At 72.4% G+C, this 23561-nt stretch carries 22 protein-coding genes; 21 read left to right on the forward strand and 1 reads right to left on the reverse strand.

Going from position 1 to position 23561, the window contains the following annotated elements:
* Positions 1–17 precede the first annotated feature (17 nt).
* The 7 genes from aroC (at position 18) to nusB (ending at position 5919) form a co-directional block, all read left to right on the forward strand.
* Positions 18–1202: a chorismate synthase gene (gene aroC / locus CHF15_RS34045; RefSeq protein WP_089227775.1), complete on the forward strand. Its 1185-nt coding sequence runs from the start codon at positions 18–20 to the stop codon at positions 1200–1202.
* The gene (locus tag CHF15_RS34050) at positions 1199–1714 is read left to right on the forward strand and encodes a shikimate kinase (RefSeq protein ID WP_089227776.1); all 516 of its coding nucleotides are present in this window, start codon (positions 1199–1201) and stop codon (positions 1712–1714) included. The genes aroC and CHF15_RS34050 overlap by 4 nt, the downstream gene beginning before the upstream one ends.
* Positions 1711–2814: a 3-dehydroquinate synthase gene (aroB, locus tag CHF15_RS34055; RefSeq protein WP_089227777.1), complete on the forward strand. Its 1104-nt coding sequence runs from the start codon at positions 1711–1713 to the stop codon at positions 2812–2814. Before CHF15_RS34050 ends, aroB begins: the two co-directional genes overlap by 4 nt.
* A gap of 135 nt (positions 2815–2949) precedes the next feature.
* The gene (locus CHF15_RS34060) at positions 2950–3699 is read left to right on the forward strand and encodes an AAA family ATPase (protein ID WP_089227778.1); all 750 of its coding nucleotides are present in this window, start codon (positions 2950–2952) and stop codon (positions 3697–3699) included.
* Positions 3700–3756: 57 nt separating this feature from the next.
* Entirely contained in the window at positions 3757–4866 is a 1110-nt protein-coding gene (locus CHF15_RS34065; RefSeq protein WP_089227779.1) for a M24 family metallopeptidase, read from the forward strand.
* A 55-nt stretch (positions 4867–4921) separates the two neighbouring features.
* A complete protein-coding gene (gene efp, locus CHF15_RS34070) occupies positions 4922–5488 on the forward strand; it encodes an elongation factor P (RefSeq protein ID WP_018564187.1) in 567 nt (188 codons plus the stop codon).
* A 2-nt stretch (positions 5489–5490) separates the two neighbouring features.
* Positions 5491–5919, forward strand: coding sequence for a transcription antitermination factor NusB (nusB, locus tag CHF15_RS34075; RefSeq protein ID WP_089227780.1), 429 nt, complete (start codon positions 5491–5493; stop codon positions 5917–5919).
* Between the two features lie 181 nt (positions 5920–6100).
* Here the strand turns inward: nusB and bldD are convergent, their stop codons facing one another.
* Positions 6101–6601, reverse strand: coding sequence for a transcriptional regulator BldD (gene bldD, locus CHF15_RS34080; protein ID WP_089227781.1), 501 nt, complete (start codon positions 6599–6601; stop codon positions 6101–6103).
* 298 nt (positions 6602–6899) lie between these two features.
* Here bldD and pyrR point away from each other — a divergent pair, with 298 nt between their 5' ends.
* From pyrR to CHF15_RS34150, 14 genes are all read left to right on the forward strand, one after another.
* Positions 6900–7472 (forward strand): bifunctional pyr operon transcriptional regulator/uracil phosphoribosyltransferase PyrR, encoded by a 573-nt coding sequence (pyrR, locus tag CHF15_RS34085; RefSeq protein ID WP_089227782.1) that lies wholly within the window; start codon positions 6900–6902, stop codon positions 7470–7472.
* A 123-nt stretch (positions 7473–7595) separates the two neighbouring features.
* The gene (locus CHF15_RS34090; RefSeq protein WP_018564183.1) at positions 7596–8579 is read left to right on the forward strand and encodes an aspartate carbamoyltransferase catalytic subunit; all 984 of its coding nucleotides are present in this window, start codon (positions 7596–7598) and stop codon (positions 8577–8579) included.
* The gene (locus CHF15_RS34095) at positions 8576–9874 is read left to right on the forward strand and encodes a dihydroorotase (protein ID WP_089227783.1); all 1299 of its coding nucleotides are present in this window, start codon (positions 8576–8578) and stop codon (positions 9872–9874) included. Before CHF15_RS34090 ends, CHF15_RS34095 begins: the two co-directional genes overlap by 4 nt.
* Positions 9871–10443 (forward strand): PH-like domain-containing protein, encoded by a 573-nt coding sequence (locus CHF15_RS34100; RefSeq protein ID WP_089227784.1) that lies wholly within the window; start codon positions 9871–9873, stop codon positions 10441–10443. The genes CHF15_RS34095 and CHF15_RS34100 overlap by 4 nt, the downstream gene beginning before the upstream one ends.
* Entirely contained in the window at positions 10440–11579 is a 1140-nt protein-coding gene (gene carA / locus CHF15_RS34105; RefSeq protein WP_089227785.1) for a glutamine-hydrolyzing carbamoyl-phosphate synthase small subunit, read from the forward strand. Before CHF15_RS34100 ends, carA begins: the two co-directional genes overlap by 4 nt.
* Positions 11572–14883, forward strand: a complete 3312-nt coding sequence (gene carB / locus CHF15_RS34110; protein ID WP_089227786.1) for a carbamoyl-phosphate synthase large subunit — start codon at positions 11572–11574, stop codon at positions 14881–14883. Before carA ends, carB begins: the two co-directional genes overlap by 8 nt.
* Before the next feature lie 75 nt (positions 14884–14958).
* Entirely contained in the window at positions 14959–16074 is a 1116-nt protein-coding gene (locus tag CHF15_RS34115) for a quinone-dependent dihydroorotate dehydrogenase (RefSeq protein ID WP_089227787.1), read from the forward strand.
* Entirely contained in the window at positions 16071–16904 is an 834-nt protein-coding gene (gene pyrF / locus CHF15_RS34120; RefSeq protein ID WP_089227788.1) for an orotidine-5'-phosphate decarboxylase, read from the forward strand. The genes CHF15_RS34115 and pyrF overlap by 4 nt, the downstream gene beginning before the upstream one ends.
* Before the next feature lie 224 nt (positions 16905–17128).
* Positions 17129–17452 (forward strand): integration host factor, encoded by a 324-nt coding sequence (locus tag CHF15_RS34125; protein ID WP_089227789.1) that lies wholly within the window; start codon positions 17129–17131, stop codon positions 17450–17452.
* A gap of 38 nt (positions 17453–17490) precedes the next feature.
* Positions 17491–18048, forward strand: a complete 558-nt coding sequence (gmk, locus tag CHF15_RS34130; RefSeq protein WP_089227790.1) for a guanylate kinase — start codon at positions 17491–17493, stop codon at positions 18046–18048.
* Positions 18049–18077: 29 nt separating this feature from the next.
* Positions 18078–18350 carry a DNA-directed RNA polymerase subunit omega gene (gene rpoZ / locus CHF15_RS34135; protein WP_018564174.1) on the forward strand — a complete coding sequence of 91 codons (273 nt, stop codon included), beginning with the start codon at positions 18078–18080 and terminating at the stop codon, positions 18348–18350.
* Positions 18351–18453: 103 nt separating this feature from the next.
* Complete coding sequence (gene coaBC, locus CHF15_RS34140) at positions 18454–19662, forward strand: bifunctional phosphopantothenoylcysteine decarboxylase/phosphopantothenate--cysteine ligase CoaBC (RefSeq protein ID WP_089227791.1); 1209 nt, start codon at positions 18454–18456, stop codon at positions 19660–19662.
* A gap of 204 nt (positions 19663–19866) precedes the next feature.
* On the forward strand, positions 19867–21075 hold the full coding sequence (metK, locus tag CHF15_RS34145; protein WP_089227792.1) for a methionine adenosyltransferase: 1209 nt from the start codon (positions 19867–19869) through the stop codon (positions 21073–21075).
* Positions 21076–21327: 252 nt separating this feature from the next.
* Positions 21328–23475 carry a primosomal protein N' gene (locus CHF15_RS34150; protein WP_089227793.1) on the forward strand — a complete coding sequence of 716 codons (2148 nt, stop codon included), beginning with the start codon at positions 21328–21330 and terminating at the stop codon, positions 23473–23475.
* Positions 23476–23561: the final 86 nt, after the last annotated feature.

Here is a 23561-nt window from a genome sequence, read left to right on the forward strand (position 1 = left end):
AGAAGGAGCGAGCACCGTTGAGCAGGTTGCGCTGGCTGACCGCGGGGGAGTCGCACGGCCCCGCACTCGTCGCGACGCTGGAGGGTCTGCCCTCCGGTGTGCCGATCACCACCGAGATGGTGGCGGACCACCTCGCGCGGCGGCGGCTCGGCTATGGCCGCGGTGCCCGGATGAAGTTCGAGCAGGACCAGGTCACCTTCCTCGGCGGCGTGCGCCACGGGCTCACCATGGGCTCCCCGGTCGCGATCATGGTGGGGAACACCGAGTGGCCCAAGTGGGAGCAGGTCATGGCGGCCGATCCGGTGGACCCCGAGGTCCTCGCCGGGCTCGCGCGCAACGCCCCGCTGACCCGGCCGCGCCCCGGCCACGCCGACCTCGCGGGCATGCAGAAGTACGGCTTCGACGAGGCCCGGCCGATCCTGGAGCGGGCCTCCGCCCGTGAGACGGCCGCCCGCGTCGCGCTCGGCGCCGTGGCCCGCTCCTACCTCAAGGAGACGGCCGGCATCGAGATCGTCTCCCACGTGGTGGAGCTCGCCGCGGCCAAGGCCCCGTACGGCGTCCTCCCCACCCCCGCCGACGTCGAGAGGCTCGACGCCGACCCCGTGCGCTGCCTTGACGCCGACGCGAGCAAGCGGATGGTCGCCGAGATCGACCAGGCCCACAAGGACGGCGACACCCTCGGCGGCGTCGTCGAGGTGCTCGCCTACGGCGTGCCCGTCGGCCTCGGCAGCCATGTGCACTGGGACCGCCGGCTGGACGCCCGGCTGGCCGCCGCCCTCATGGGCATCCAGGCCATCAAGGGCGTCGAGGTCGGCGACGGCTTCGAGCTCGCCCGCGTCCCCGGCTCCAAGGCGCACGACGAGATCGTCTCCACCGAGGACGGCATCCGCCGCTCCAGCGGCCGTTCCGGCGGCACCGAGGGCGGCCTGAGCACCGGCGAGCTGCTGCGGGTGCGGGCCGCGATGAAGCCCATCGCCACCGTGCCGCGCGCCCTGGCCACCGTGGACGTGACCACCGGCGAGGCCACCCAGGCGCACCACCAGCGTTCCGACGTCTGCGCCGTCCCGGCCGCGGGCATCGTCGCCGAGGCGATGGTCGCCCTGGTCCTGGCCGACGCGGTCGCGGAGAAGTTCGGCGGCGACAGCGTCACCGAGACCCGCCGCAACGTGCGCGGCTACCTCGACAACCTGGTGATCCGATGAGCGCCCCGGTCGTCGTCCTGGTGGGCCCCATGGGGGTCGGCAAGACCACCGTCGGCGAGCTGCTCGCCCAGCGGCTCGGCACCACCTGCCGCGACACCGACGCCGACATCGTCGAGGCCGAGGGCCGGCCGATCGGGGACATCTTCGTCGAGGACGGCGAGGAGCACTTCCGCGCGCTGGAGGCGGCGGCCGTCCGTGTCGCGCTCGCCGAGCACCGCGGCGTGCTCGCGCTCGGCGGCGGTTCGATCCTCGACGAGGACACCCGCAAGCTGCTCTCCGGGCTGCCCGTGGTCTTCCTCGACATGGACGTCGCCGAGGCGGTCAAGCGCGTCGGCCTCGACACCGCCCGCCCGCTGCTCGCCGTCAACCCGCGGCGGCAGTGGCGGGAGCTGATGGAGGCCCGCCGCCCGCTGTACACCGAGGTCGCCCGCGCCGTGGTCGGCACGGAGGGCCTGACCCCCGAGGACGTCGCGGACGCCGTCCTGGACGCACTGGAGCTGAAGAACGCATGACGGAGCACGCCGTACACGCCCCCATCCGCATCCGGGTCGGAGGCAGTGAGGGCACCGAGCCGTACGAGGTGCTGGTCGGCCGGCAGCTGCTCGGCGAGCTGCCGGGCCTGATCGGCGACAGGGCGGCGCGGGTCGCCGTCATCCACCCCGAGGCCCTGGAGGCCACCGGCCAGGCGCTGCGCGAGGACCTGGCGGAGCAGGGCTACGAGGCCGTCGCCATCCAGGTGCCCAACGCCGAGGAGGCCAAGACCACGGAGGTCGCGGCGTACTGCTGGCGGGCGCTCGGCCAGTCGGGGTTCACCCGTACGGATGTCATCGTCGGCGTCGGCGGCGGTGCCACCACCGACCTCGCCGGGTTCGTCGCCGCGACCTGGCTGCGCGGGGTCCGCTGGGTCGCCGTGCCGACCACCGTGCTCGGCATGGTGGACGCCGCGGTCGGCGGCAAGACCGGCATCAACACCGCCGAGGGCAAGAACCTCGTCGGGGCCTTCCACCCCCCTGCCGGAGTGCTCTGCGACCTCGCGGCGCTGGAATCGCTGCCGGTCAACGACTACGTCAGCGGTCTCGCCGAGATCATCAAGGCGGGCTTCATCGCCGACCCCGTGATCCTGGACCTGATCGAGCAGGACCCGGCCGCCGCCCGCGGCCCCGGCGGACCGCACACGGCCGAGCTCCTCGAGCGCGCCATCCGCGTCAAGGCCGAGGTGGTCTCCGCGGACCTCAAGGAGTCGGGGCTGCGCGAGATCCTCAACTACGGTCACACGCTCGGCCACGCCATCGAGAAGAACGAGCGCTACAACTGGCGGCACGGTGCGGCCGTCTCCATCGGCATGGTCTTCGCCGCCGAACTCGGCCGCCTGGCCGGCCGGCTGGACGACGCCACCGCCGACCGCCACCGCTCCGTACTGGAGTCCGTGGGCCTGCCGCTGGCCTACCGCGGTGACCAGTGGCCGCGGCTGCTGGAGACGATGAAGGTGGACAAGAAGTCCCGCGGCGACCGGCTGCGCTTCATCGTCCTGGACGGCCTCGCCAAGCCGACCGTCCTGGAGGCCCCCGACCCCGGGGTGCTCCTCGCCGCCTACGCGGAGATCTCCAAGTAGGCGCGCACGCGCACGGGGCGACGGGTCCCGAACGGCCGGGCACCCCGTGGGCTGCCCGGCCGTTCACACAACTGCGGCCGTTGACGGTACCGTTCGGTCGAACCTGAAAGCTCTTGTACGGACGGAGTGGCCTCGATGCAGCATGCCGTGGGTGCGCCGCTGCCACCGCCGCACGGTGGGCAGCAGGCCGGGCAGCCAGGGCCGCCGCCGCAGCCCCCGGGCACCACCGGCCACTTCCCGATGGCCCAGGGAGCCCCCGTACAGCACCCGGTCCAGCCGCCCGCGCAGTCCGCTGCCGGAGCCGGCGCCCCGCTCCCGCGCGCCACCCACGGCCCCGTCGCGGTTTTGCTGATCGGCGCGGCCGGCGCGGGCAAGACGACCATCGCCCGGCACTGGGCCGACCACCGCGGCGTACCTACCGCCCACGTCAGCCTGGACGACGTCCGCGAGTGGGTCCGCTCCGGCTTCGCCGACCCGCAGTCCGGCTGGAACGACAACTCCGAGGCGCAGTACCGCCTCGCCCGCCGCACCTGCGGTTTCGCGGCCCGCAACTTCCTGGCGAACGGCATCTCCTGCATCATCGACGACGCGGTCTTCCCGGACCGCCCGGTCGTCGGCCTCGGCGGCTGGAAGCGCCATGTGGGGCCCGGTCTGCTGCCCGTCGTCCTCCTGCCGGGCCTCGACATCGTGCTGGCCCGCAACGCCCAGCGCAGCGGCAACCGGCGGCTCTCGGACGAGGAGGTCGCCCGCATCCACGGACGCATGGCCGGCTGGTACGGCTCCGGGCTGCCCATCATCGACAACTCCCACCTCGACGTCGCCGCGGCCGCCGCCGCGCTCGACAGCGTCGTCACCCGAAGCCTGCAGGGCCCGCCCGCCTGGTAGCCGCCACCCGGCGGCTCTCGACAGGCCGACCGGCGGCACGCGACGTACGCTCGCCACATGTCCGAGGTGCACGCTGCCCGCAGGGAACGCCTTCGGGACCGCTGCGCGGCGGCCGGATCGGCGGCGGCGCTCGTCTCCCGTCCCGCCAACGTCCGCTATCTGACGGGCTGCGCCCCGCCGGGGACCGTACTCCTGGTGGGTCCGGGTCCCGAGGACGTGCTGGTCCACCACCGTCATCCGTCCGGCGACCTGGCCGAGGGCCGGCTGCCGGACGACGTACGGGGCGTCGTCCTGTCCGGCCCCGAGGGCGATCCGGCGGTCACCGCCGCCGCGCTGGCCGCGGACCGCAAGGCGGAGGCCCTGGCGGTCGAGGAGCACCACCTCACCGTCGCGCGGCACCGCGCCGTCGGCGGTGCGGCCCCCGGTGTGCGCCTCTCCGACCTCGGCTCGGCCGTGGAACAGCTCCGCCTGGTCAAGGACGAGCAGGAGATCTCGGCGCTGCGGATCGCCGCCGAGATCGCCGACCAGGCACTCAGCGAGCTCCTGGAGTCGATCCTGGTGGGCCGTACCGAACGCCACCTCGCCCTGGAGCTGGAGCGCCGCCTCATCGACCACGGGGCCGACGGCCCGGCCTTCCCCACCTGTGTGGGCACCGGCCCGCACTCGGGCGCCGCGCGCCACCTGCCCACCGACCGGCGTGTCGAGGAGGGCGACTTCCTCACTGTGTGCCTCGGCGCCTGCTACCGCGGCTACCGGTGCGAGGTGGGGCGGACCTTCGTCATCGGCACCACGCCCGCGGACTGGCAGATCGAGCTGTACGACCTGGTCTTCGCAGCCCAGCGGGCCGGCCGCGAGGCCCTCGCACCGGGCGCCGCCTGCCGCGACGTGGACCACGCGGCGCGCCATGTACTGGAGTCCGGGGGGCACGGCGAGGCGCTGGGGGAGACCACCGGACACGGTGTCGGACTGGAGATCGGCGAGGACCCTCGGTTGTCCCCCTCGGCCATGGGTAAACTGGACGCTTGCGTGCCGGTCACCGTCGAACCGGGAGTCCACATCCCGGGCCGTGGCGGTGTCCGCATCGACGACACACTCGTCGTGCGTCCACCGACGGACGGCGGGCCCGAGCTACTCACCATCACGACCAAGGAGCTGCTCGCCCTGTAGAGGGCGGCCGCGGCTCCCGGGTCCCCGAAGCAGCAGTGCAGGAGATTCCGCAACCGTGGCCACCACGAACGACCTCAAGAACGGCCTCGTGCTCAAGCTCGACGGCGGCCAGCTCTGGTCCGTCGTCGAGTTCCAGCACGTCAAGCCCGGCAAGGGCCCCGCCTTCGTCCGTACGAAGCTCAAGAACGTGCTCTCCGGCAAGGTCGTCGACAAGACCTTCAACGCCGGCGTGAAGGTCGAGACGGCCAACGTCGACAAGCGCGGGATGCAGTTCTCCTACAAGGACGGCGAGAGCTTCGTGTTCATGGACATGGACACGTTCGACCAGATCTACATCACCCCCGAGGTCGTCGGCGACGCCGCCCACTTCCTCCTGGAGGGCTTCGAGGCCGTCGTCGCGATGTACGAGGGCTCGCCCCTCTACATCGAGCTCCCGGCGGCCGTCGAGCTGGTCATCGAGTACACCGAGCCCGGCGTCCAGGGCGACCGCTCCACCGGTGGCACCAAGCCCGCCAAGCTGGAGACCGGCTACGAGATCGGCGTCCCGCTCTTCATCACCACCGGTGAGAAGATCAAGGTCGACACCCGCTCGGGTGAGTACCTCGGCCGGGTGACCAGCTAACCGTGGCCGCTCGTAACAAGGCCCGCAAGCGTGCCTTCCAGATCCTCTTCGAGGCGGAGCAGCGGGGTGTCGCGCCCACGACCGCCATGGCGGACTGGATCAGGCTCGCCCGGACCGACGACCGGCAGCCCCCGGTCAGCGAATACACGATGCAGCTCGTCGAGGGCTATGCCCAGCGGGCGAGGCGCATCGACGAACTGCTCTCGAAGCACGCCGTGGGCTGGACCCTCGACCGGATGCCGGTGACCGACCGGAACATCCTGCGGCTCGGCGCCTACGAGCTGATCTGGGAGGACGACGTCCCCGACGCCGTCGTCCTGGACGAGGCAGTGCAGCTGGCCAAGGAGTTCTCCACCGACGAGTCCCCCTCGTTCGTGAACGGCCTGCTCGCCCGCCTCAAGGAGCTGAAGCCGGGCCTGCGGGACGACTAGTCCCGCGTGTGCTCACCGGGCCCGGAACGCATCGCGTTCCGGGCCCGTGGCGTGTCCGGCCGGCGCCGGGCGGACACGCCACCGCGCCCGGGCCGGGTGCTGGGGCGGCAAACACAACCGCCCCTTGGGCGCGGCCTGGCGGCCGCGCCCAAGGGGCGGGACGTTTCTGCTTCCCGAGGGCTCAGCCCTCCTCGTGCTGCACCGCGCGCCGTGCGTCCGCGTCGAGGACGCCCCAGCTGATGAGCTGCTCGGTCAGGACCGAGGGCGACTGGTCGTAGATGACGGCGAGGGTACGCAGGTCGTCCTGGCGGATCGACAGCACCTTGCCGTTGTAGTCGCCGCGCTGGCTCTGGATGGTGGCGGCGTAGCGCTGCAGCGGACCGGCCTTGTCGGAGGGCACCTGGCCCAGCCGCTCGAGGTCGAGGACGAGCTTCGGCGGCGGCTCGGCGGCACCACCGGGCGCGGAACCGGGCAGCAGCTCCTGGACCGGAACGCCGTAGAAGTCGGCGAGTTCGGCGAGGCGCTGCACGGTCACGGCGCGGTCGCCGCGCTCGTAGGAACCGACCACCACGGCCTTCCAGCGGCCCTGGGACTTCTCCTCGACGCCGTGGAGGGAGAGTCCCTGCTGCGTGCGGATGGCGCGGAGCTTTGCTCCGAGCTGCTTGGCGTAATCGCTGGACATATGGCTCCCCGGACGGAAACTCAGTAACTCACTGTGAGGTTACGCAGCGTAATTGGAATCCGTCAAGCCGAATGGTCCACACCGGTCCCCCGGAAGAGCGAGGAATGGCCGGTCACCGGCCTTTCGGCCGGGATCCGCAGTCGATCGTGGTACGGGTGGCCGTCCCGCCCCGAGAGCCGCGCCAGGCGGCCGCCAGGCCCCGCCAGGGAGCACGCCAGGGTGCCTGATACGGTGGAACCGTAAGTTTTGGCGTCCTTTAAGGCCCGTCCCGTGAGGCGGGGAAGGAGGTCCCTTTTTCATGGGCACCATCGGTTCCGAGCCGTCCCGGCCCGTTCTTGAGGCCCCGGACATCGCGCGGGTTCTGACCCGCATCGCCCACGAGATCGTCGAGCGCGCCAAGGGCGCCGACGACGTGGTGCTCCTCGGCGTCCCGACCCGCGGCGTCCACCTGGCCCGCAGGCTCGCCGACAAGCTGGACGAGATCACCGGCGGCAAGGTCCCGGTCGGTTCGCTCGACATCACCATGTACCGCGACGACCTGCGGCTCCGTCCGGCGCGCGCGCTCGCCCGCACCGACATCCCGGCCGACGGGGTGGACGGCCGGCTGGTCGTCCTCGTCGACGACGTGCTCTTCTCCGGCCGCACGATCCGCGCCGCCCTCGACGCGCTGGGCGACATCGGCCGCCCCCGCGCCGTTCAGCTGGCGGTCCTGGTCGACCGCGGCCACCGCGAGCTGCCCATCAGGGCCGACTACGTCGGCAAGAACATCCCCACCTCGCTGCGCGAGACCGTCAAGGTCCACCTGACCGAGGAGGACGGGCGCGACTGCGTCCTGCTCGGCGTACGCGACGGCTCCCCGGCGGACGAGTAGCTGCGGGCGCGCCCCGGCTCCCGGGGCAGCGCCCTGCCCGCCCGTCCCCGTCCCCGGCCTGCCCGGGAGACGTGGCGTGCCGCCACCCAGTCCGCCCCCGCACGCATCCTCCGGAGTGACCCGATGAAGCGCCACCTGATCTCGGCCGCCGACCTCACCCGTGACGACGCCCTCCTCGTGCTCGACACGGCGGAGGAGATGGCCCGCGTCGCCGACCGCCCCATCAAGAAACTGCCGACCCTGCGCGGCCGCACGGTCGTCAACCTCTTCTTCGAGGACTCGACCCGCACCCGCATCTCCTTCGAGGCCGCCGCCAAGCGCCTGTCGGCCGACGTCATCAACTTCTCCGCCAAGGGTTCCTCGGTGTCCAAGGGCGAGTCCCTGAAGGACACCGCCCTCACCCTGGAGGCCATGGGCGCCGACGCCGTCGTCATCCGCCACCACATGTCCGGCGCCCCGCACCGGCTGGCGTACTCCGACTGGATCGGCGGCAGCGTGGTCAACGCCGGCGACGGCACCCACGAGCACCCCACGCAGGCGCTGCTGGACGCCTTCACCATGCGCCGCCACCTGTCCGGCCCCGGCCGCGACCTGGCCGGCCGCCGCATCACGATCGTCGGCGACGTCCTGCACAGCCGGGTGGCCCGCTCCAATGTGCTGCTGCTGGGCACCCTCGGCGCCGAGGTCACCCTGGTGGCGCCGCCCACCCTGCTGCCGATCGGCGTCGAGGACTGGCCCTGCGAGGTCTCCTACGACCTGGACGCGGTGCTCGCCAAGTCCGACGCCGTGATGATGCTGCGCGTCCAGCGCGAGCGCATGAACGCCGCCTTCTTCCCCACCGAGCGCGAGTACTCCCGCCGCTACGGCCTCGACGGCCTGCGCATGGCCGCGCTGCCCGAGCACGCCGTCGTGATGCACCCCGGCCCGATGAACCGCGGCATGGAGATCACCGCCGAGGTCGCCGACTCGCCGCGCTGCACCGCCGTCGAGCAGGTGAAGAACGGCGTCAGCATCCGCATGGCCGTGCTGTACCTGCTGCTCGGCGGCGCCGAGCCCGCCGTCTCCGCCCCCGCCCCCGCCCGCACCGAGGAGAACAACCAAGCATGAGCGCGACCACGAAGACCCTGATCCGCGGCGCGAGGATCCTCGGCGGAGAGCCGCAGGACGTCCTGATCGACGGCGAGACCATCGCCGAGGTCGGCCTGGACCTGACCGCCCCCGAGGGCGCCACCGTGGTCGAGGCCGACGGCAAGATCCTCCTGCCGGGCCTGGTGGACCTCCACACCCACCTGCGCGAGCCCGGCCGCGAGGACTCCGAGACCGTCCTCACGGGCACGCGGTCCGCCGCCGCGGGCGGCTACACCGCCGTCCACGCGATGGCCAACACCTTCCCCGTCGCCGACACAGCGGGTGTCGTCGAGCAGGTCTGGCGCCTCGGCCGCGAGCACGGCTACTGCGACGTCCAGCCGGTCGGCGCCGTCACGGTGGGCCTGGAGGGCAGGAAGCTCGCCGAACTCGGCGCGATGGCGGACTCCGCCGCCGGTGTGCGGGTCTTCTCCGACGACGGCAAGTGCGTGGACGACGCAGTGATCATGCGCCGCGCCCTGGAGTACGTGAAGGCCTTCGACGGCGTCGTCGCCCAGCACGCCCAGGAGCCCCGGCTGACCGAGGGCGCCCAGATGAACGAGGGCGTCGTCTCCGGCGAGCTGGGGCTGACCGGCTGGCCCGCCGTCGCCGAGGAGTCGATCATCGCCCGCGACGTGCTGCTCGCCGCGCACGTCGGCTCCCGCGTGCACATCTGCCACCTGTCCACGGCCGGCTCGGTCGAGATCGTCCGCTGGGCCAAGTCCAAGGGCTGGGACGTCACCGCCGAGGTCACCCCGCACCACCTGCTCCTCACCGACGAACTGGTGCGCACCTACAACCCCGTCTACAAGGTCAACCCGCCGCTGCGCACCGAGGCCGACGTCATGGCGCTGCGCGAGGCGCTCGCCGACGGCACGATCGACTGCGTCGCCACCGACCACGCCCCGCACCCGCACGAGGACAAGGACTGCGAGTGGGGCGCGGCGGCCATGGGCATGATCGGCCTGGAGACCGCGCTGTCGGTCGTCCAGCACGCCATGGTGGACACCGGCCTGCTCGACTGGGCCGGCGTTGCCGACCGGATGTCGTTCCGCCCCGCGGCCATCGGCCGCCTCTCCGGCCACGGACGGCCCGTCTCGGCTGGTGAGCCCGCGAACCTCACGCTGGTCGATCCGGCATACCGTGGTGAGGTGAATCCCGCGGGCTTCGCCTCCCGCAGCCGCAACACCCCTTACGAGGGTCTGGAGCTGCCGGGCCAGGTGTTCGCCACCTTCCTGCGGGGCAAGGCGACGGTCATGGACGGGAAGCTCTCGTGACACCTCTGGTACTCATCGCGGCGGAGGGGAAGCAATCCGCCGAGGTCACTGACTGGTCGGCCCGCATCGGCTGGGTCGTCGGGCTGCTGCTCTTCATCGCCCTCGTCTACTGGCTGATGCGCCAGGGCTGGAAGTGGCGCGGCACCCTCCAGAGCGACCTGCCGGCCCTCCCCACCGCCCCCGAGGAGCCCGGCGAGCCCCGGCCCGCCCTGCTGACGACCAGCGGCCGCTACCACGGCAGCACCACCGCCGGTCAGTGGCTGGACCGCATCGTCGCCCACGGGCTGGGCGTGCGCAGCCGGGTCGAGCTCACCCTCACCGACCGCGGACTGGACGTCGAGCGCACCGGCGCGCCGAGCTTCTTCGTCCCGGCCGCGAATCTGCGCGGCGCACGCCTCGACAAGGGCATCGCAGGCAAGGTCCTCACCGAGGGCGGCCTGCTGGTGGTCACCTGGGCGCACGGCGACCGGCTGATCGACTCCGGCTTCCGCTCGGACCACGCCGCCGAGCACGCCGCGTGGGTCGAGGCCCTGAACACTCTCACGCACGACCAGGAAGGCGCACGATGACGACCTCCACCCAGCGGCCCGCGAGGGTCCCTGCCGTACTCGTCCTGGAGGACGGCCGCACCTTCCGCGGCCGCGCCTACGGGGCCGTGGGGGAGACCTTCGGCGAGGCCGTCTTCTCCACCGGCATGACCGGCTACCAGGAGACCCTGACGGACCCGTCATACCACCGGCAGGTCGTCGTCATGACCGCCCCCCACGTCGGCAACACCGGCGTCAACGACGAGGACCAGGAGTCCTCCCGCATCTGGGTGGCCGGGTACGTCGTCCGCGACCCCGCCCGTGTGCCGTCCAACTGGCGCTCCCGCCGCACCCTGGACGAGGAGCTGACCCGCCAGGGCGTCGTCGGCATCAGCGGCATCGACACCCGGGCGCTCACCCGTCACCTGCGCGAGCGCGGCGCCATGCGGGTCGGCATCTTCTCCGGCGACAAGGCGCGGGCCGACGAGGCCGCGCTGCTGGCCGCGGTGCAGGCCGTCCCCCAGATGAAGGGCGCCGACCTGTCGGCCGAGGTCGCCACCAAGGAGCCGTACGTCGTCCCGGCGATCGGCGAGAAGAAGTTCACCGTCGCCGCCATCGACCTCGGCATCAAGGGGATGACCCCGCAGCGCATGGCCGAACGCGGTATCGAGGTGCACGTGCTGCCCGCCGGCGCCACCCTGGACGAGGTCTACGCGGTCGGCCCCGACGGCGTCTTCCTCTCCAACGGCCCCGGCGACCCGGCCACCGCGGACCTGACCGTCATCCAGGGCGTCCTGGAGCGCAAGACCCCGCTGTTCGGCATCTGCTTCGGCAACCAGCTGCTCGGCCGCGCCGTCGGCTTCGGCACCTACAAGCTGAAGTACGGCCACCGCGGCATCAACCAGCCGGTGCAGGACCGTTCCACCGGCAAGGTCGAGGTCACCGCGCACAACCACGGCTTCGCCGTGGACGCGCCGCTCGACCAGGTCACCGACACCCCCTACGGGCGGGTCGAGGTCTCCCACGTGTGTCTCAACGACGACGTGGTCGAGGGCCTGCGGCTGCTCGACACCCCCGCCTTCAGCGTCCAGTACCACCCCGAGGCCGCCGCAGGTCCGCACGACGCCGCGTACCTGTTCGACCGCTTCGTGAAGCTCATGGAGGGCCAGCGTGCCTAAGCGCACCGATATCCAGTCCGTCCTGGTCATCGGCTCCGGCCCGATCGTCATCGGCCAGGCCGCAGAGTTCGACTACTCCGGCACCCAGGCCTGCCGCGTCCTGCGCGCCGAGGGCCTCCGGGTGATCCTGGTGAACTCCAACCCGGCGACGATCATGACCGACCCGGAGATCGCCGACGCCACCTATGTGGAGCCGATCACCCCCGAGTTCGTCGAGAAGATCATCGCCAAGGAGCGCCCCGACGCGCTCCTGCCCACCCTGGGCGGGCAGACCGCGCTCAACACCGCGATCTCGCTCAGCAAGGCGGGTGTCCTCGACAAGTACGGCGTCGAGCTGATCGGCGCCAACGTCGAGGCCATCAACAAGGGCGAGGACCGCGACCTGTTCAAGGAGGTCGTCGCGGCCGTCAACACCAAGATCGGCCACGGAGAGTCCGCCCGCTCGGTCATCTGCCACACCATGGACGAGGTCGTCGCGGGAGTCGACACCCTGGGCGGCTACCCCGTCGTCGTCCGCCCCTCCTTCACCATGGGCGGCGCCGGCTCCGGCTTCGCCCACGACGAGGAGGAACTGCGCCGCATCGCCGGCCAGGGCCTGACGCTCTCCCCGACCACCGAGGTGCTCCTGGAGGAGTCCATCCTCGGCTGGAAGGAGTACGAGCTGGAGCTGATGCGCGACAAGCACGACAACGTCGTGGTCGTCTGCTCCATCGAGAACTTCGACCCCATGGGCGTGCACACCGGCGACTCCATCACCGTCGCGCCCGCCATGACGCTGACCGACCGCGAGTACCAGATCCTGCGCGACATCGGCATCGCCGTCATCCGCGAGGTAGGCGTCGACACCGGCGGCTGCAACATCCAGTTCGCGGTCGACCCCGAGGACGGCCGGGTCATCGTCATCGAGATGAACCCGCGCGTCTCCCGCTCCTCGGCGCTCGCCTCCAAGGCGACGGGCTTCCCGATCGCCAAGATCGCCGCCAAGCTCGCCGTCGGCTACACCCTCGACGAGATCCCCAACGACATCACCGAGCAGACCCCGGCCTCCTTCGAGCCGACGCTCGACTACGTCGTCGTGAAGGTGCCGCGCTTCGCCTTCGAGAAGTTCCCGGTCGCCGACGCGACGCTCACCACGACCATGAAGTCGGTCGGCGAGGCCATGGCCATCGGCCGCAACTTCCCCGAGGCGCTGCAGAAGGCGCTGCGCTCCCTGGAGAAGAAGGGCAGCCAGTTCGCCTTCACCGGTGACCCGGGCGACAAGGACGAGCTGCTGCTCGCCGCCGTGCGCCCCACGGACGGCCGGATCAACACCGTCATGCAGGCGATCCGGGCCGGCGCCACCCCGCAGGAGGTCTTCGACGCCACGAAGATCGACCCCTGGTTCGTCGACCAGCTCTTCCTGATCAAGGAGATCGCCGACGAACTCGCCGCCGCCGACAAGCTCGACCCCGAGCTGCTCGCCGAGGCCAAGCGCTACGGCTTCTCCGACGCCCAGCTCGCCGAGATCCGCGGCCTGCGCGAGGACGTCGTCCGCGAGGTCCGGCACGCCCTCGGCGTCCGGCCGGTCTACAAGACGGTCGACACCTGTGCCGCCGAGTTCGCCGCCCGCACCCCGTACTTCTACTCGTCCTACGACGAGGAGAGCGAGGTCGCGCCGCGCGAGAAGCCCGCGGTGATCATCCTGGGCTCGGGCCCGAACCGTATCGGCCAGGGCATCGAGTTCGACTACTCGTGCGTGCACGCCTCCTTCGCGCTGAGCGACGCGGGCTACGAGACCGTCATGGTCAACTGCAACCCCGAGACCGTCTCCACCGACTACGACACCTCCGACCGGCTCTACTTCGAGCCGCTCACCCTGGAGGACGTCCTGGAGATCGTCCACGCCGAGCAGCAGGCCGGCCCCGTGGCGGGCGTCGTCGTCCAACTCGGCGGCCAGACCCCGCTCGGCCTCGCACAGGCGCTGAAGGACAACGGCGTGCCGGTCGTCGGCACCTCGCCCGAGGCCATCCACCTCGCGGAGGACCGCGGTGCCTTCGGCCGCGTCCTGGACCGGGCGGGCCTGCCGGCCCCCAAGCACGGCACGGCCACCACCTTCGAGGAGGCCAAGGCCATCGCCGACGAGATCGGCTACCCGGTCCTGGTCCGGCCCTCGTACGTGCTCGGCGGCCGCGGCATGGAGATCGTCTACGACGAGACCCGCCTCGCCTCCTACATCGCCGAGTCCACCGAGATCGGCCCCGACCGCCCGGTGCTGGTCGACCGCTTCCTCGACGACGCCATCGAGATCGACGTCGACGCGCTCTACGACGGCCACGAGCTCTACCTCGGCGGCGTCATGGAGCACATCGAGGAGGCCGGAATCCACTCCGGCGACTCCGCGTGCGCCCTGCCCCCGATCACCCTCGGCGGCCACGACGTCAAGCGGCTGCGCGCCTCCACCGAGGCCATCGCAAAGGGCGTCGGCGTCCAGGGCCTGATCAACATCCAGTTCGCCCTGGCCGGTGACATCCTCTACGTGCTGGAGGCCAACCCGCGCGCCTCCCGCACCGTCCCCTTCACCTCCAAGGCGACGGCGGTCCCGCTGGCCAAGGCGGCCGCCCGGATCTCGCTCGGCGCCACCATCGCCGAGCTGCGCGCCGAGGGACTGCTCCCGGCGCACGGCGACGGCGGCACCCTGCCGCTGGACGCGCCGATCTCCGTCAAGGAGGCCGTGCTGCCCTGGAGCCGCTTCCGCGACGTGCAGGGCCGGGGCGTCGACACCGTCCTCGGCCCGGAGATGCGCTCCACCGGCGAGGTCATGGGCATCGACTCGGTCTTCGGCACCGCGTACGCCAAGTCGCAGGCCGCCGCCTATGGTGCGCTGCCGACCAAGGGCCGGGCCTTCGTCTCGGTCGCCAACCGCGACAAGCGCGCGCTGATCTTCCCGGCCCGAGCGCTGGTCGAGCACGGCTTCGAGCTGCTGGCCACCTCCGGCACCGCCGAGGTGCTCAAGCGCAACGGCATCGAGGCCACCGTGGTGCGCAAGAAGAGCGAGGGCACCGGCCCCAACGGCGAGCCGACCGTCATCGAGCTCATCCACGAGGGCGCCATCGACCTCATCGTCAACACCCCGTTCGGCACCGGCGGCCGCCTCGACGGCTACGACATCCGCACCGCCGCCGTCGCGCGCGGCGTGCCGTGCCTGACGACGGTGCAGGCGCTCGCCGCCGCCGTCCAGGGCGTCGACGCGCTGAACCGGGGCGACGTCGGGGTCCGCTCCTTGCAGGAACACGCGGAACACCTGACCGCCGCCCGCGAGGCCTAGGCACGAGAGGGGGACACCGATCCGGTGTCCCCCTCTTCACGAGCCCCTCAGTTCGCCCGCCGTGGAAGGCCCCGCATGTACTCCCTGCTGTTCAACCTGTTCTTCAAGCGCCTCGACCCCGAGCAGGCCCACCACCTCGCCTTCGGCTGGATCCGCCTCGCCGCCCGTATCCCCGTCCTGCGCACCTTCGCCGCCGCGCTGCTCGCCCCGCGGCACCCTGCGCTGCGCACCGAGGCGCTGGGCCGCCGGATGCACGGCCCCTTCGGGCTCGCCGCCGGCTTCGACAAGAACGCCGTCGGGATCGACGGGCTCACCATGCTCGGCTTCGACCACGTCGAGATCGGCACCGTCACCGCCCGGCCGCAGCCGGGCAACCCCAGGCAGCGGCTCTTCCGCCTGGTCGCCGACCGCGCCCTGATCAACCGCATGGGCTTCAACAACGAGGGCTCGGCCGCGGTCGCCGCGCGCCTGGCCGCCCGCAGGGCGGTCTTCCCGACCACGGTCGGCGTCAACATCGGCAAGACCAAGGTCGTCCCGGAGGAGGAGGCGGTCGCCGACTACGTGACCTCCACCGAGCGGCTCGCCGGGCACGCCGACTACCTCGTCGTCAACGTCTCCTCGCCGAACACCCCGGGACTGCGCAACCTGCAGGCCGTCGACCACCTGCGTCCCCTGCTCAGCGCCGTGCGCGAGGCCGCCGACCGCAGCGTCACCGGCCGCCGCGTCCCCCTGCTGGTCAAGATCGCCCCCGACCTCGCCGACGAGGACGTGGACGCCGTCGCCGACCTCGCCCTCGAACTCGGCCTGGACGGCATCATCGCCACCAACACCACCGTCGCCCGCGACGGCCTCGGCCTGCGCTCGGACGCCTCGCTGGTCAAGGAGACCGGCGGCCTGTCCGGCGCCCCCCTCAAGGAACGCTCCCTGGAGGTGCTGCGCCGTCTGTACGCCCGCGTCGGCGACCGCATCACCCTCGTCGGGGTGGGCGGGGTCGAGACCGCCGAGGACGTCTGGCAGCGCATCCTGGCCGGCGCCACCCTCGTGCAGGGCTACAGCGCCTTCGTCTACCGGGGCCCCTTCTGGTGCCGCACGATCCACCGGGACCTCGCCGCCCTGCTGCAGGCCAGCCCGTACGCCACCCTCGCCGACGCCGTCGGCGCCGAGACCCGGAAGGCAGCCACCCCGCGATGAATCCCGAGCCCTTCGGCGCCAGGCTGCGCCGCGCCATGGACACCCGTGGGCCGCTCTGCGTCGGCATCGACCCGCACTCCTCCCTGCTCTCCGCCTGGGGCCTGCAGGACGACGTCGCCGGCCTGGAGCGCTTCACCCGCACCGTGGTGGAGGCGCTGGCCGACCGGGTCGCCGTCCTCAAGCCGCAGAGCGCCTTCTTCGAGCGCTTCGGCTCCCGCGGCATCGCCGTCCTGGAGGCGGCCGTCGCCGAGGCCCGCGCGGCCGGCGCCCTGGTGCTGATGGACGCCAAGCGCGGCGACATCGGCTCCACCATGGCCGCGTACGCCGCCACCTACCTCGATCCCGCCTCGTCGCTCTTCTCGGACGCGGTCACCGTCAGCCCGTACCTGGGGTTCGGCTCGCTGCGCCCCGCCCTGGACGCCGCCCGGGCGAGCGGCAGCGGCGTCTTCGTGCTCGCCCTGACCTCCAATCCGGAGGGCGCGGAAGTGCAGCGGTCAACCGCGGCGGGCGGCGCGTCCCTCGCCCAGGTGATGCTGAACCACATCGCGGCCGAGAACGAGGGTGACGTGCCGCTCGGATCGGTCGGCGCCGTCGTCGGCGCGACGCTCGGCGAGGCGGGTGTGGACCTGGCCGTGAACGGGCCCCTCCTCGCCCCCGGGATCGGTGCCCAGGGGGCCACCGCGGCCGACCTCCCCAGGGTGTTCGGGGACGCCGTGCGCAATGTCGTGCCGAGCGTCAGCAGGGGTGTCCTCAAGCTCGGACCGTCCGTCGCGGCGCTCCGCGAAGCGGCCGAAAGGGAGGCCGCGGAACTGGCCTCGGTCGTCAAGTAGCGGTCAAGACGTCCGGAAACCTGCGCAGATTTGTCCCAAAAGTCCTGGTCGGTTGACGCTGACCAGGACTTTTCTTCTTGTTTGCGCTGACTGCGGCCGCTGGGGCCGCTAGTCTCCGACGAGAGCGCGCAAGGTGCGCGTTTCACGTTGCCCCTGCAGGTGGGGGGCGACTAGGTTCCACACCGGTCCGTATCCGACAGTTCTACTTCCGAGGTGACGTAGGCGTGGCTCTTCCGCCCCTTACCCCTGAACAGCGCGCTGCCGCGCTCGAGAAGGCCGCCGCGGCTCGCCGGGAGCGCGCCGAGGTCAAGAATCGGCTCAAGCACTCCGGCGCCTCGCTGCACGAGGTCATCAAGCAGGGCCAGGAGAACGACGTCATCGGCAAGATGAAGGTCTCCGCCCTCCTGGAGTCCCTGCCCGGCGTGGGCAAGGTCCGCGCCAAGCAGATCATGGAGCGGCTCGGCATCTCCGAGAGCCGCCGGGTCCGCGGGCTCGGCTCCAACCAGATCGCATCCCTGGAGCGCGAGTTCGGCAGCCCCGCTGTCTGACGTTCCCAGCACCCTCCGGGAACCGGGATAATCGCTCCATGAGTGAACGTCCGCGGCTGACCGTGCTCTCCGGCCCCTCGGGGGTCGGCAAGAGCACGGTCGTCGCTCATATGCGCACAGTCCACCCCGAGGTGTGGCTCTCCGTCTCGGCCACCACCCGCAGGCCCCGCCCCGGTGAGGAACACGGGGTGCACTACTACTTCGTCGAGAACGACGAGTTCGACAAGCTCGTCGCCAACGGCGAACTGCTGGAGTGGGCCGAATTCGCGGGGAACCGGTACGGCACACCGCGCCAGGCGGTGCTGGCGCGCCTTGAGGCCGGCGAGCCGGTCCTGCTGGAGATCGACCTGCAGGGCGCCCGCCAGGTCCGGGAGTCGATGCCCGAGGCACAGCTGATCTTCCTCGCGCCGCCGAGCTGGGACGAGCTGGTCCGCCGGCTCACCGGCCGGGGCACCGAGGCGCCCGAGGTCATCGAGCGCCGGCTGGAGGCCGCGCGGGTCGAGCTGGCGGCCGAGCCGGAGTTCGACACCACCCTGGTGAACACCTCTGTCGAGGACGTCGCGCGCGAGCTGCTAGCCTTGATGGCCGTAGTCTGATCTTTTTGCACCCAATCGGAAGGTAGAGCGTGTCCTCTTCCATCACCACGCCCGAGGGCATCATCAACCCGCCGATCGACGAGCTGCTCGAGGCCACCGACTCGAAGTACAGCCTCGTGATCTACGCGGCCAAGCGTGCCCGTCAGATCAACGCCTACTACTCGCAGCTCGGCGAGGGCCTGCTCGAGTACGTCGGCCCGCTCGTGGACACCCACGTGCACGAGAAGCCGCTGTCGATCGCGCTGCGCGAGATCAACGCGGGTCTGCTGACCTCCGAGGCCGTCGAGGGCCCGGTCCAGTAACCGCGCCCACGCGTCAGACCACGGGCCCGGCGGTACGACCGCCGGGCCCGTGGTGTGTCATGGGGTAGTACGCACCACGGTCCAACACAGCGCGGGAGAGGCGATGGGGAAGCCACAGGTCGTCCTGGGCGTGAGCGGCGGGATCGCCGCCTACAAGGCATGCGAGCTGCTGCGCCGGTTCACCGAGTCGGGACACGACGTACGCGTCGTGCCCACCGCCTCGGCGCTGCACTTCGTCGGTGAGGCCACCTGGTCGGCGCTGTCGGGCAACCCCGTCTCGACCGAGGTGTGGGAGAGCGTCCACGAGGTGCCGCACGTGCGCATCGGGCAGGGCGCGGACCTCGTCGTGGTCGCCCCGGCCACCGCCGACGTGCTCGCCAAGGCGGCCCACGGTCTCGCCGACGACCTGCTGACCAACACCCTGCTCACCGCGCGCTGTCCCGTGGTGTTCGTGCCCGCCATGCACACCGAGATGTGGGAGCACGCCGCCACCCAGGAGAACGTGGCGACGCTGCGCCGCCGCGGCGCCATCGTGCTGGAACCCGCGGTCGGCCGCCTCACCGGCGTCGACACCGGCAAGGGCCGGCTGCCCGAGCCCGCCGAGATCTTCGAGGCCTGCCGCAGGGTGCTGCTGCGCGGCCCGCGCGCACTGGAGACCGACCTGGCCGGACGCCACGTCGTCATCAGCGCCGGAGGCACCCGCGAGCCCCTCGACCCGGTCCGCTACCTGGGGAACCGCTCCTCCGGCAAGCAGGGCTACGCCCTCGCCCGTACGGCCCTGGCCCGGGGCGCCAGGGTCACCCTGGTCTCCGCCAACACCGGCCTCGCCGACCCTGCGGGGGCGGACGTGGTGCGCGTCGGGACGGCGGTGCAGCTGCGCGAGGCGGTGCTGAAGGCCGCGTCCGACGCCGACGTGGTGGTGATGGCGGCGGCCGTCGCGGACTTCCGTCCGGCGCGGTACGCCGAGGGCAAGATCAAGAAGAAGGACGGCGAGGAGCCCGCGCCCGTGGAACTGGTGCGCAACCCCGACGTGCTCGCCGAGCTCTCAGCCGAACGGCCGCACCCCGCGCAGATCGTCGTGGGCTTCGCCGCCGAGACCGACGACGTCCTGGCCAACGGCCGTGCCAAGCTCGCCCGCAAGGGCTGCGACCTGCTGGTCGTCAACGAGGTGGGCGACCACAAGGCTTTCGGGTCGGAGGAGAACGAGGCCGTCGTGCTCGGCGCCGACGGCACCGAGACCGCCGTGCCGTACGGGCCGAAAGAGGCCCTGGCGGAGCAGGTGTGGGACCTGGTCGCGGCCCGGCTGAGCTGACGACACTTCGGGACGGTGCGTGTGAGCTACTGGCGTTCCGTCCCGAGGTGATGCACAGTGTCGCAGGTCACGGCATATCCAAGGTGCGAGATGCCGTGTCCCTGCGCATGAGTCGGACGATAAACTGAGCCATGGCCCGCCGGGCGCAGCCCCGCGCGAGCCGCCAATGATCAGCCAGCAGCCGCTGCAACCCCAGGGAGCGATGTGTCCCGCCGCCTGTTCACCTCGGAGTCCGTGACCGAGGGTCACCCCGACAAGATCGCTGACCAGATCAGCGACACGATCCTCGACGCCCTGCTCAAGGAGGACCCCTCCTCGCGCGTCGCCGTCGAGACGTTGATCACCACCGGTCTGGTGCACGTCGCCGGAGAGGTCACCACCAAGGGATACGCGGACATCGCGACCCTGGTGCGGAACAAGATCCTCGACATCGGCTACGACTCGTCGAAGAAGGGCTTCGACGGCGCGTCCTGCGGTGTCTCGGTCTCCATCGGCGCGCAGTCCCCGGACATCGCGCAGGGTGTCGACACGGCCTACGAGAGCCGCGTCGAGGGCGACGAGGACGAGCTCGACCGGCAGGGCGCGGGCGACCAGGGTCTGATGTTCGGCTACGCCTGCGACGAGACCCCCGAGCTGATGCCGCTCCCGATCACGCTGGCGCACCGGCTCTCCCGGCGGCTCACCGAGGTCCGCAAGAACGGGACCATCCCCTACCTGCGGCCCGACGGCAAGACCCAGGTCACCATCGAGTACAACGACGACAAGGCCGTGCGCCTCGACACCGTCGTCGTCTCCTCGCAGCACGCCAGCGACATCGACCTCGAGTCGCTGCTCGCGCCCGACATCCGCGAGTTCGTCGTGGAGCCGGAGCTGAAGGCGCTGCTGGAGGACGGCATCAAGATCGACACCGAGGGCTACCGGCTGCTGGTGAACCCCACCGGGCGCTTCGAGATCGGCGGCCCGATGGGCGACGCCGGCCTCACCGGCCGCAAGATCATCATCGACACCTACGGCGGCATGGCCCGCCACGGCGGCGGCGCCTTCTCCGGCAAGGACCCGTCCAAGGTCGACCGCTCCGCCGCCTACGCCATGCGCTGGGTCGCCAAGAACGTCGTCGCCGCGGGCCTCGCCTCGCGCTGCGAGGTCCAGGTCGCCTACGCGATCGGCAAGGCCGAGCCCGTGGGCCTGTTCGTGGAGACCTTCGGTACCCACACCGTGGACCACGAGAAGATCGAGCAGGCCATCGGCCAGGTCTTCGACCTCCGCCCGGCCGCGATCATCCGCGACCTCGACCTGCTCCGCCCGATCTACTCCCAGACCGCGGCGTACGGCCACTTCGGCCGTGAGCTGCCGGACTTCACCTGGGAGCGCACCGACCGCGTCGAGGCGCTGCGCCAGGCGGCCGGCCTCTAGGCCTGCCGCATCCACGGCCCGACGACGGCCCCGGACCCCCTCGGTCCGGGGCCGTCGGCGTGCGCGGGGAGCGGGGCGGGACCCGCAGCACCCGCGGTGGCAGCGGGTACCCGGCACCGGAGGCCTGCGCCGCGCTCCGGCCCCGACCGCGTCCGGCCGCTGCGAACTCCCCTCACCGGTGGGCATGGGGCCTGGGCCCCGGGTGCCCGGGCGCGGGGCCGGGTGTCCGACGCGTCTGGTAACACTGAGGCTGTGAGCAGCGAGGACGACCGCCAGGTGTCCCCGGCGGCGGAGCCGCACGGGGGAGAGCAGCTCGCGCTCATCCGGGAGACGGTGCGCAAGGCCAAGGAGCCCCGCGCCAAGCCGCGCACCTGGCGGGGCGCGGCGCTGGCCGAAGGGCTACCGGTGGCGCGCGTGCTGGTCGACAAGGGCCTGCTCCACCTCGACCAGTACTTCGACTACGCGGTCCCCGCCGCCATGGACGCCGAGGCGCGGCCCGGCGTGCGCGTCCGCGTGCGGTTCGGCGGCCGGGTGGGAAAGGGCGGCCGGCGCGAGGGCGGCGAGCTGCACGACGGCTTCATCGTCGACCGGCTGACCGAGAGCGACTACCGGGGCCCGCTGGCCCCGCTCGCCCAGGTCCTGTCGCCCGAGGAGGTGCTCACCCCCGGCCTGCTCAAGCTGTGCCGGGCCGTCGCCGACCGCTACGCGGGCGCCCTCGCCGACATCGTGCAGCTCGCGGTGCCGCCGCGCCGGGCCAAGGCCGAGGCGGAGCCGGTACGCGATCCGCTCCCGGCACCCCGCCCGCCGGAGCCTGGGCCGTGGCGGCGCTATCCGACGGGGCCCGCGTTCCTGCAGGCGCTGGCCCGCGGGGACACCCCGCGGGCGGTGTGGACGGCGCTGCCCGGGCCGCACTGGCCCGAGGAGATCGCCCGCGCCATGGCGGCGGCGCTGGCCTCGGGGCGCGGTGCGCTGGCCGTCGTGCCGGACGGCCGCGCGGCCGCCCGTGTCGACGAGGCGCTGACCGCGATCGTCGGCGAGGGCCGCCATGTGCTGCTGACCGCCGACGCCGGACCGGAGGAGCGGTACCGCCGCTGGCTCGCCGTGAGCCGGGGCAGCGTACGCGCCGTCGTCGGCACCAGGGCCGCGATGTTCGCGCCGGTGGCGGACCTCGGGCTGGCCGTGCTCTGGGACGACGGCGACTCCAGCCACTCCGAGCAGCACGCACCGCAGCCGCACGCCCGGGACGTCCTGCTGCTGCGGGCCGCCGAGGAGCGGGCGGGCTTCCTGCTCGGCGGTCTCACCTGCACCGTGGAGGGCGCCCAACTGGTCGACACCCAGTGGGCGCTGCCGCTGACCGCACCGCGCGAGCGGGTACGGGCCGCCGCGCCCATGGTCCGTACGATCGGCGAGGGCGACGAGGCGCGGGACGCCGCCGCGCGCGCGGCACGGCTGCCGTCGGTGGCCTGGCAGGTGACCCGGGACGCGCTGCAGCGGGGCCCGGTGCTGGTGCAGGTGCCCAGGCGGGGTTATGTGCCGCGGCTGGCCTGCGAGCGCTGCCGTGAGCCCGCCCGGTGCGCGCACTGCGCGGGGCCGCTGCAACTCGGCGACGGCGAGAGCGCGCCGCACTGCGGCTGGTGCGGGCGGCCCGAGGCGGGCTGGCACTGCAAGGAGTGCGGCGGTTTCCGGCTGCGCGCCCAGGTGGTCGGTGCCCGGCGTACCGCCGACGAGCTCGGCCGGGCCTTCCCCAAGGTGCCGGTGCGGACCTCCGGGCGCGACGGCGTGCTGGCGTCCGTGCCGGGCACGCCCGCGCTGGTGATCTCGACCCCGGGCGCGGAACCGGTCGCCGAGGGCGGTTACGCGGCGGCGCTGCTGCTGGACGGCTGGGCCCTGCTCAACCGTCCGGACCTGCGGGCGGGCGAGGAGACCCTGCGGCGGTGGGCCGCGGCCGCGGCGCTGGTGCGCCCGGCCGGCGAGGGCGGCACGGTGGTCGTCCTCGCCGAGCCCACGCTGCGGCCCGTGCAGGCCCTCGTCCGCTGGGACCCGGTCGGCCACGCCGTGCGCGAGCTGGCCGAACGCGCGGAGCTGGGCTTCCCCCCGGTCTCCCGGATGGCGGCGGTCAGCGGCCGCCCCGCCGCCGTCGCCGATCTTCTGGCCACGGTCCGGCTCCCGGAGGGCACCGATGTCCTCGGCCCGGTGCCGCTGCCGATCACCGACCCCGCGCGGCCCCGCCGCTCCGGGGACACCCCGCCGGGCGAGCGCTGGGAGCGTGTGCTGCTGCGTGTGCCGCCGGGGAACGGCGCCGCCCTGGCGACCGCCCTGAAATCCGCGCAGACGGCCCGCATCGCCCGCAAGGAGCCCGACCCGGTCCGGGTCCGCATCGACCCGCCCGACATCGGCTAGGTGCGGCCGGGTGCGGGTCTCGCTCGACGGAGCGCGCTGACGAAGTGCCACGACGAAGCGGCCTGACGAAAAGTTCGGGAAAGCCC

The organism is Actinacidiphila glaucinigra, assembly GCF_900188405.1.
GTDB classification, from domain to species: Bacteria; Actinomycetota; Actinomycetes; order Streptomycetales; family Streptomycetaceae; genus Actinacidiphila; species Actinacidiphila glaucinigra.

Excerpts from the sequence above, each read along its gene's own strand:
- bldD (WP_089227781.1), bottom strand. The coding sequence starts at position 6,601 with ATGTCCAGCGATTACGCCAAGCAGCTCGGAGCAAAGCTCCGCGCCATC.
- CHF15_RS34090 (WP_018564183.1), top strand. The coding sequence starts at position 7,596 with ATGAAGCGCCACCTGATCTCGGCCGCCGACCTCACCCGTGACGACGCC.
- pyrR (WP_089227782.1), top strand. The coding sequence starts at position 6,900 with ATGGGCACCATCGGTTCCGAGCCGTCCCGGCCCGTTCTTGAGGCCCCG.
- aroB (WP_089227777.1), top strand. The coding sequence starts at position 1,711 with ATGACGGAGCACGCCGTACACGCCCCCATCCGCATCCGGGTCGGAGGC.
- CHF15_RS34065 (WP_089227779.1), top strand. The coding sequence starts at position 3,757 with ATGTCCGAGGTGCACGCTGCCCGCAGGGAACGCCTTCGGGACCGCTGC.
- CHF15_RS34050 (WP_089227776.1), top strand. The coding sequence starts at position 1,199 with ATGAGCGCCCCGGTCGTCGTCCTGGTGGGCCCCATGGGGGTCGGCAAG.
- gmk (WP_089227790.1), top strand. The coding sequence starts at position 17,491 with ATGAGTGAACGTCCGCGGCTGACCGTGCTCTCCGGCCCCTCGGGGGTC.
- carA (WP_089227785.1), top strand. The coding sequence starts at position 10,440 with ATGACGACCTCCACCCAGCGGCCCGCGAGGGTCCCTGCCGTACTCGTC.
- coaBC (WP_089227791.1), top strand. The coding sequence starts at position 18,454 with ATGGGGAAGCCACAGGTCGTCCTGGGCGTGAGCGGCGGGATCGCCGCC.
- CHF15_RS34115 (WP_089227787.1), top strand. The coding sequence starts at position 14,959 with ATGTACTCCCTGCTGTTCAACCTGTTCTTCAAGCGCCTCGACCCCGAG.
- CHF15_RS34060 (WP_089227778.1), top strand. The coding sequence starts at position 2,950 with ATGCAGCATGCCGTGGGTGCGCCGCTGCCACCGCCGCACGGTGGGCAG.
- CHF15_RS34095 (WP_089227783.1), top strand. The coding sequence starts at position 8,576 with ATGAGCGCGACCACGAAGACCCTGATCCGCGGCGCGAGGATCCTCGGC.
- pyrF (WP_089227788.1), top strand. The coding sequence starts at position 16,071 with ATGAATCCCGAGCCCTTCGGCGCCAGGCTGCGCCGCGCCATGGACACC.